Genomic DNA, 7,148 nt, shown 5'->3' with positions numbered 1-7,148 from the left:
AAGCGGGTTCTCCCGGATCATCGTGTCGATGCGATGCTGCATCCGACGGATCTCGGCCTCCTCTTTCCGCTTTTCAGTGATATTATTATAGACGCTCAGGATACCTGTCAGTTCATTCTTCTCGTCGAGGAGCGGGATACCGTGTTGCTCAAGGATGTAAGTCCCGGCGGGGAACTCAACCGTAACTTCGCCGTACACCTGCCTCTTCTCGGTAAGCACCTTCCCGATCCCCTCCCCTTTCTGGTCGAGGACCTTGAAGTCCCGGAGGGTCATCGTGGTGACACGCGACCGGTCGATACCGGTCAACCGGAGGTATGCCTCGTTGGCAGTGACGATCTTCAGTCCGGTATCGACGACCAGCATAGGCATCGGGTTTTTCTGGACTATCGTCTCAGACTGCCGTTGCAGTTCGGCAATATTCTCCATCTGGGCCCGGATCTCTTCCTCTCCCTCCCGCTGCCGGGTGATATCGTTATAGACAATGAGAATGCTCCCGATATCGCCTTTCTCATCGAGAAGAGGGATTCCATACTGTTCAAGCGTATGGGTTCCCGAGGGGAGTTCGACCACGACTTCAGCATACGCCTGCTTCTTCTCCCGGATCACGTGCCCAAGACCAGAACCCTTCTGCGACGTCACCCTGAAATCTCTCAGGCTTCTGCCGACCACCTGGTCTCCCGGGATCCCGCTCATATCGGCGTATGCGGCATTTGCCATCGTTACCACGAACCCCGGATCGACTACCAGAATGGGCATCGGGTTCTGCTGGATGATCGTCTCAGACCGCTGCCTGAGGGCTCCCGCCGCCTCCAGCTGACTCTGGAGGGATCTCTTCTCCTCTTCGTTCTTCTCAATCAACGCATTGATCGAGACGGCCAGAGGCCTGAAGCCCTCTGGAACACCGGCGAGGTCGATCCTCACCGAGGTGTCGCCATCGATCCCTGCATTGAGTGCTGCCTCGATCGCCTCGGGCAGCACTACCGGTCCCTGTCCGGTCGGACCCGGCGCAACCGGTCCGGTAAACAGTGCTTTTCTTCCAGGTTTATCGATCATCGATTACATCCTCCTTTTCTCATTCAGTTCCCGAATCGCGGTTGCAATTGCCCGGTATTCCCTGCCAGCATCGCTCTCGGGCGCGTAGTGGGAGATGGGAACTCCATGTTGCTGTGTCTCATATATCGCAGGCGAGTAAGAGACCGTAAATACCCGCTTGAATGCCTTCCTGACCTCGTTCTCAAACGTCTTCAACCGCTCCCTCTCCTTCTCCTCTTCCATGGAGGGGCCGGGAGAGAAGATACGTTTCAGAAAGAGAGCAAGGCCGCCTGTCCCGGCATCCCGATCACCGGAGCCCTTCCAGCGGGTCAGGATAGCGAAATCTGCGGTGACATTCTCTCCGAGCATCTCCCGGATGTCGCAAAAGACTGTTGAAAGCGCTTCTATACCTTTGAGGGCGAAGGTACCGGGGTCGAGGGTGACAATGGTGTGATCCGCAGCGACAAGGCCGTTGATGACGAACTGACCCATGCTCGGCGGCGTATCGATCAGGATGAAGTCGTAGGTATCCTTCACCCCGGCGAGCGCCTCCCTGAGAAGCCCTGCCCGGTCCTCGATGCTGTAGAGGTAGGGTTCAACCCCTACGAGGTCCAGGGTTGCCGGAGCCAGGTCGACCCCGGATGGTGTGGGAACAAGAACATCGTTGATTGTTACGTCAGGAAATCCCTCAAAGACGCTCATGAAGACATCATACATGCTCAACTCAAGGGTCTCGGGGCTAACCCCCAACCCTGCAGTGGCGTTGGCCTGCGGGTCGCAGTCCACCACCAAAACCTTCTTTCCGTCCTTCTGGAGGAATCCTGCAACATTGAGGCACGATGTCGTCTTTCCTGTGCCACCTTTGTGGTGAGCAAACGCTACAACTGTAATAACCAGCACCCCTCAATACCTCTATGTGCAATAGGTTCTATTAAACCTATTTTTATAGTCCTTCCGATATGTGAGGCTGGTTCTAAATTTAACGTTTTCTCAAGGACCCTATTTCCGATCCCGCTTGCAATTATGAGCAAATACCTCATAGGGGCGGGGAGCGCGTGAGCTGCATCAACAAGCCCGGGCCCCGGCGTGTGGCAGAAAAGGAGGCCTCAACGTGAGAGACCCATGCCCAAATGACCTGTACCAGGATCCCCATCCTTGCGGCCTGCCGGGTCCCTGATACTCTGTACGCGCTCAGAGATGGATGGGTGGTAGTCAGGTTCTGAGGAGAGAATACCCGAAACCACCCGCAGGAGGCCGCTACGCTTCTTGCGGCGTGAGGCCGCCGCACCGGCCCGCAGACCGGAGAGCAGACTCTGGAGGATGGTCCCCGCGTCTCTGATCTGGTAGCAGCGTCGCAGCGCATCTGCTGCATACCGGTCTGCGATAAACTCCTCGTCGTACATACGGCGGTAGTATGCCCGGTAGCCGAAGAGAACCACCAGGAGAAGGAAGGCAATGAAGGCTACCTTTCCAACAGGCAGGCCGCCCACCTGCAGGAACGGTTGGTGAAGCAGGATGAGGTACGGGAGAACCGGGAATGCCAGGAGGGCGGAAACCCGAGAAGAACCCATCCTGATGTGCCCCTCCTCATGGAGCAGCACGAACCGGAGGGTGTCGTCGCTGGCCCGGGAGAGGTTCTTTTCATAGAACGTACGCCGGTAGCGGATGCTGTTGAGTGCGGGACACCCTCGTATAGAGATCGTGAAGGGGCACTGCACCAGCCTTCTCCCGCGATCGATCAATCCCATCTCCTGGAGTTCCTCAAATATCCGGTATAGGCGGGAGTGATCGTTGCTCGCAAACATTTGATAGGATGTATAATAATTTGAATATATTAAATATTCGCATAACCATGGATGCGGCAAGAACAGGATTTTATATGATTCAGAGTGAAAATTCCCCTGTTTCAGGCAAATAGGAGTTTCTATCTCTAATCTGTCGTGCCCGGGATTGCGATCTCCGGAGCGGACCGGTCGGGCTCATCGATCGCCACCAAAACATCTATTCCCATTGAGATTTCAGCGACCAATGGGGATTCATTGCACCTACGGGAGGTTCGCGCCAATGGGCCCTCCCCTTCCCCCGGTTCACTTGCCCGGAGAGCTGGCCGACTTCATCCGTGCAGCCTCTCGCTACGCCTCATGGTCGTTTCATACCTGGACCAGGCTTCCCGGCGGCTACCACGTCCGGGGAGACCCCCACCGCCGGACCACCGGGCATCAATCAGAATCGAGAACGTATCCAAAGCCCGCTTTTTTAACAATCTTTTAACTCGTGGGGGCGTGCGGGGCGGCGCGGGAAGTCCCCGGTCTTCAGGCCGGGGATGAGAGCAGAGCCGCCCTTCTTCGTATCGATAGGCATATCTCTCGGGGTATTATATTGTAAAACAGTATGATCGTTTCCTACAAGTATCGTGCATATCCGGATGCAGCTGGAGAAGCACGGTTGCATGAAGCACTCGATACCTGTAGGTGGCTCTACAACACGCTCCTTGAAGAATGCAACACTGCGCGCGAGAACGGATCCTCACTGACGATGCAGGAGACTCAAGCACGAATTGTCACCCTGAAAGAGGAGCACCCTGCACTCAAGGAGGTGTACTCCAAAGTTCTCCAGATGGTCAACTACACCCTCTGGAGTAACATTCGCGCTCTCTCCGAAACAAAGAAGAACGGTCGAAAGATCGGCAAACTCCGGTTCAAGAGTGCAGCGCGGTATCGTACGCTCAACTATAACCAGTCCGGGTTCACGATCGACTGCGAAGGTGAGTTCATCACCTTCTCAAAGATCGGGACCATTCCGTTTTCGATGCACCGACCATACTCAGGAGAGGTGAAGGGTGTCTTGATCACCCGTTCCGGTGACGAATGGTACGTCATCATTCAGGCGGACCAGGAGGTCGCCGCACCCCGGAGAGAAGGGCGGTCGGTTGGGATTGATGTCGGTCTGAACTCGTTTGCGGTCGATAGCGATGGCAGGGTGATCGCGAATCCCCGGTTCTCTGAACGATCACGGGCTCGGCTGAAGAAGTTGCAGCAGCGTGTTGCCCGGAAACAGCGGGGTTCAAAGAACCGGGAGAACGCGAAGAAGAAACTGGAGAAGGCCTATGCTCATATCACCAACCAGAAGAACGATTTCCTGCATAAACTCTCCCGTCGATACGTTGATGCCTATGCGACGATCTGTGTCGAAGATCTGAATGTCAAGTATCTCAAAGAAAACGGCAAATCTCGCGGACTCCGCAGAAGTATCCATGATGCATCATGGGGACGGTTCTTAGCATTTCTCTCGTACAAGGCTGAAAGTGCTGGTACGGAATTCATTCGAGTCGATCCCCGGGATACGACGCAGATGTGCTCAAACTGCGGAAGGATCGTGAAGAAGGATCTCTCCGTGAGAGTCCACGAATGTCCGTATTGCGGGTTTGTTGCGGATCGAGACTATAATGCGGCGGTGAATATTCACCGCGTGGGGATGGAACAGCCCTTGGAGCCTGTGGAGAGGATACCGCTACATCACATCTCGGTGATGCAAGTATTATCGATGAAGCAGGAAGCCCCGCCCAAAAGGCGCGGGGTAGTTCACTAATTTCAGCCTAAACTGTGAATAAGTAGAGGAGGTGAATATGGTAGTGCCAGAAGTTTGGTATGGCTCGCATTATCCGGGTAAACCATCTTTCGGCTCTCTACCGGTTGGATGTCCAGGAAGTATATGCCATTTCTGATACTGGTCCTTGCCGTTCTTGCCGGGGCTGCCGGGTGCCTCTCCACAACGTTCCAGGAAGTGACCTACAGTGGTGACGCCCTGGAGGTCTCCGTGGAGAACACGGATAAACCTGTTGAGAACGCTGTGCTCCAGGTAACGATCATGAAGGTGGGGGCGCTCGAACAGCACGAAGTCTTCTGTAAAGCACGGTATATCAACCTCGACCAGGGGCAGAACAAGTACACGGTCCCGGTGGACCTGCAGCCCGGCTCGTACAAAGTCTTTCTGACCGTATTCGTCGGTGATGAACGGAGAGCGTCCGTCATCCGCGACCTGGAGGTAGCGCCCTGAACCGGATGGGACTTGCGGCGGCACGGGGGCTTGAGCCGGCGGATACTGTCTTCTCCGGCGGCGTGGTCTTCAACCCCTTCGCATGTACCTGGGAGCGCGTGGATTTCGCGGTGAAGGACGGCTACGTCGTCGGCCTCGGGGACTACCATGGGAAGCAGGAGTACGACCTCGACGGCGCCTACGTGGTGCCCGGGCTGATCGACGCCCATGTCCATATCGAGAGTTCTCTTCTTACCCCGGCTGAGTATGCCCGGCTCGTCCTTGCGCACGGCACGACGACCGTGATCGCTGATCCCCATGAGATCGCCAACGTCTGCGGGGCGCCCGGGATCGAGTACCTCCTCACCGAGGCTGCGCGGACACCGCTCGATATCCTGATGATGCTCCCGTCCTGTGTCCCGGCAACACCCCTTGATGCCGGCGGCGCCGTGCTCACGGCCGACGACCTCGCCCGGTTCCGGGGGCGGGAAGGAGTCATCGGGCTTGCCGAGGTGATGAACGTCCCCGGCGTCCTCACCGGGGATCCGGACCTCACAGAGAAGATGGACCTCTTTGAGATCATCGATGGTCATGCGCCGCTCCTCTCCGGCAGAGATCTGAACGCCTACATCTACGCCGGGGTCCAGAGCGACCACGAGTGCACGACGTTTGCGGAGGCGAGAGAGAAGCTCCTCCGGGGGATATACATCATGATCCGGGAAGGCTCGACCGAGCAGAACCTCCGCGACCTTCTCCCGCTCGTGGATGCCTGCACAGCGGCGCGGTGCTGCTTTGCCACCGACGACCGGCACGCCGATATGCTCGCTCGCGAGGGGCACATCGATGACTGCATCAGAAAGGCGGTCGCGTGCGGCCTCGAGGTCGAGCAGGCGCTCCGCATGGCCACGCTCTCCGCTGCCGGGCGGTTCGGGCTCCATGACCGGGGCGCCATCGCTCCCGGGAGGCTTGCCGACTTCTGCGTCGTCGACGACCCCGACCGGTTCCGCGTCGTCCGGACGTTCAAGCGTGGCGTCGAGGTGGTTGACGTCGGTTACCATCCACCGGCCTGTCCTGCAGCTCCGTTGCGGGTCCGCGTGCCGGAGCCCGGGGATATCCGGATCACCGGCCGGGGGGAGGCCCGGGTGATCGGCATCGTGCCCGGACAGATCGTCACCCGCGACCTGCGCTACACGGTGGATGCCACCGCCATCCCAGACACCGACCGTGATGTCCTCAAGGCGGTCGTCACCGACCGCTACCGTGCGGGCGGCTCCGGGGTCGGGCTCGTCCAGGGTTTCGGCCTGCATGAGGGGGCGCTTGCCGGGTCGGTCTCCCACGACTCCCACAACATCGTCGCTGTCGGGGTCGATGACGGCGAGATCATCCGTGCCATCGGGGAAGTGGTCCGGCTCGGAGGGGGGCTCGTGGTGGTCTCCGGCGACGACGTGACCACCCTCCCCCTCGAATGTGCGGGGCTTATGTCGGCCCTTCCCCATGAGGAGGTCGTGGGGCGCCTAGGCGCTCTCGAAGAGCATGCCCGGCGGCTCGGCGCGGTCGAGAACCCCTTCATGTACCTCTCGTTCCTCGCCCTGACCGTCATCCCCGAGGTGCGGGTCACGGAGCGCGGGGTCTTTGACGTCCGGGCTTTCGAGGACGTTCCGCTTTTTCTGTGATTGAGGAGAGATTCGCGCCCTCCGGGCGCTCCTGGCCCCCTCCCCTGTCCCTCCACCAGACGCGATTGGCCACCATAGTCCACCGCACGGGTGGAACCCGGGAAAAGGCCGTTTCCACGTCTGCAACATGTGGTGCTGCCTCATGTGAAACACCTCCTGTCGGGAAGGAGCGCCTCGTCACCAGACACCTGGCATTACACCAGGCGCGAGAACTGCGATCAGAAGGATGATGAGAGGCTGATGCAGGAAGTAGATGAGGAGCGAGTGCCGGCCGAGGACCGAGAACGGCCGGGCAACCACCGGTTCCGCTGCCCGGAGCGAAAAACCCCGCTCTCCGCCCGGGTAGAAGAGGTACCCGCAGGACATCCCGATGAGAACAAGGCCGAACCAGGGGAGAAGCGGCACGTA

7 protein-coding genes are annotated in these 7,148 nt (G+C 58.5%); 3 read left to right on the top strand and 4 right to left on the bottom strand.

The annotated features are described in order from the left end of the window. From BP858_RS07215 to BP858_RS07205, 3 genes are all read right to left on the bottom strand, one after another. On the bottom strand, positions 1–1,053 hold a 1,053-nt coding region (locus BP858_RS07215; RefSeq protein ID WP_286879192.1), incomplete at its 3' end, for a PAS domain-containing protein. 3 nt (positions 1,054–1,056) lie between these two features. Next, positions 1,057–1,932, bottom strand: coding sequence for a ParA family protein (locus BP858_RS07210; RefSeq protein WP_074175506.1), 876 nt, complete (start codon positions 1,930–1,932; stop codon positions 1,057–1,059). 206 nt (positions 1,933–2,138) lie between these two features. Further along, complete coding sequence (locus BP858_RS07205; protein WP_074175507.1) at positions 2,139–2,837, bottom strand: M48 family metalloprotease; 699 nt, start codon at positions 2,835–2,837, stop codon at positions 2,139–2,141. Positions 2,838–3,423: 586 nt separating this feature from the next. On the opposite strand from BP858_RS07205, the gene BP858_RS07200 reads away from it, so the two are divergent. The 3 genes from BP858_RS07200 (at position 3,424) to ade (ending at position 6,740) form a co-directional block, all read left to right on the top strand. Next, complete coding sequence (locus tag BP858_RS07200; RefSeq protein ID WP_074175508.1) at positions 3,424–4,620, top strand: RNA-guided endonuclease InsQ/TnpB family protein; 1,197 nt, start codon at positions 3,424–3,426, stop codon at positions 4,618–4,620. 123 nt (positions 4,621–4,743) lie between these two features. Continuing rightward, positions 4,744–5,088: a hypothetical protein gene (locus BP858_RS07195; protein ID WP_238320546.1), complete on the top strand. Its 345-nt coding sequence runs from the start codon at positions 4,744–4,746 to the stop codon at positions 5,086–5,088. Positions 5,089–5,093: 5 nt separating this feature from the next. After that, positions 5,094–6,740, top strand: coding sequence for an adenine deaminase (gene ade / locus BP858_RS07190; protein WP_286879191.1), 1,647 nt, complete (start codon positions 5,094–5,096; stop codon positions 6,738–6,740). Positions 6,741–6,917: 177 nt separating this feature from the next. Here the strand turns inward: ade and BP858_RS07185 are convergent. Further along, positions 6,918–7,148, bottom strand: a 231-nt coding sequence (locus tag BP858_RS07185; RefSeq protein WP_286879190.1) for a heparan-alpha-glucosaminide N-acetyltransferase domain-containing protein, incomplete at its 5' end; no start/stop codon positions are given.

Source organism: Methanoculleus sp. UBA413 (assembly GCF_002502935.1).
Classification (GTDB): domain Archaea; phylum Halobacteriota; class Methanomicrobia; order Methanomicrobiales; family Methanoculleaceae; genus Methanoculleus; species Methanoculleus bourgensis.
Note: the sequence above shows the minus strand (reverse complement) of the source record. Positions and strands in the feature narration are given on the sequence as shown.

Excerpts from the sequence above, each read along its gene's own strand:
- BP858_RS07205 (WP_074175507.1), bottom strand. The coding sequence starts at position 2,837 with ATGTTTGCGAGCAACGATCACTCCCGCCTATACCGGATATTTGAGGAA.
- BP858_RS07200 (WP_074175508.1), top strand. The coding sequence starts at position 3,424 with ATGATCGTTTCCTACAAGTATCGTGCATATCCGGATGCAGCTGGAGAA.
- BP858_RS07195 (WP_238320546.1), top strand. The coding sequence starts at position 4,744 with ATGCCATTTCTGATACTGGTCCTTGCCGTTCTTGCCGGGGCTGCCGGG.
- ade (WP_286879191.1), top strand. The coding sequence starts at position 5,094 with ATGGGACTTGCGGCGGCACGGGGGCTTGAGCCGGCGGATACTGTCTTC.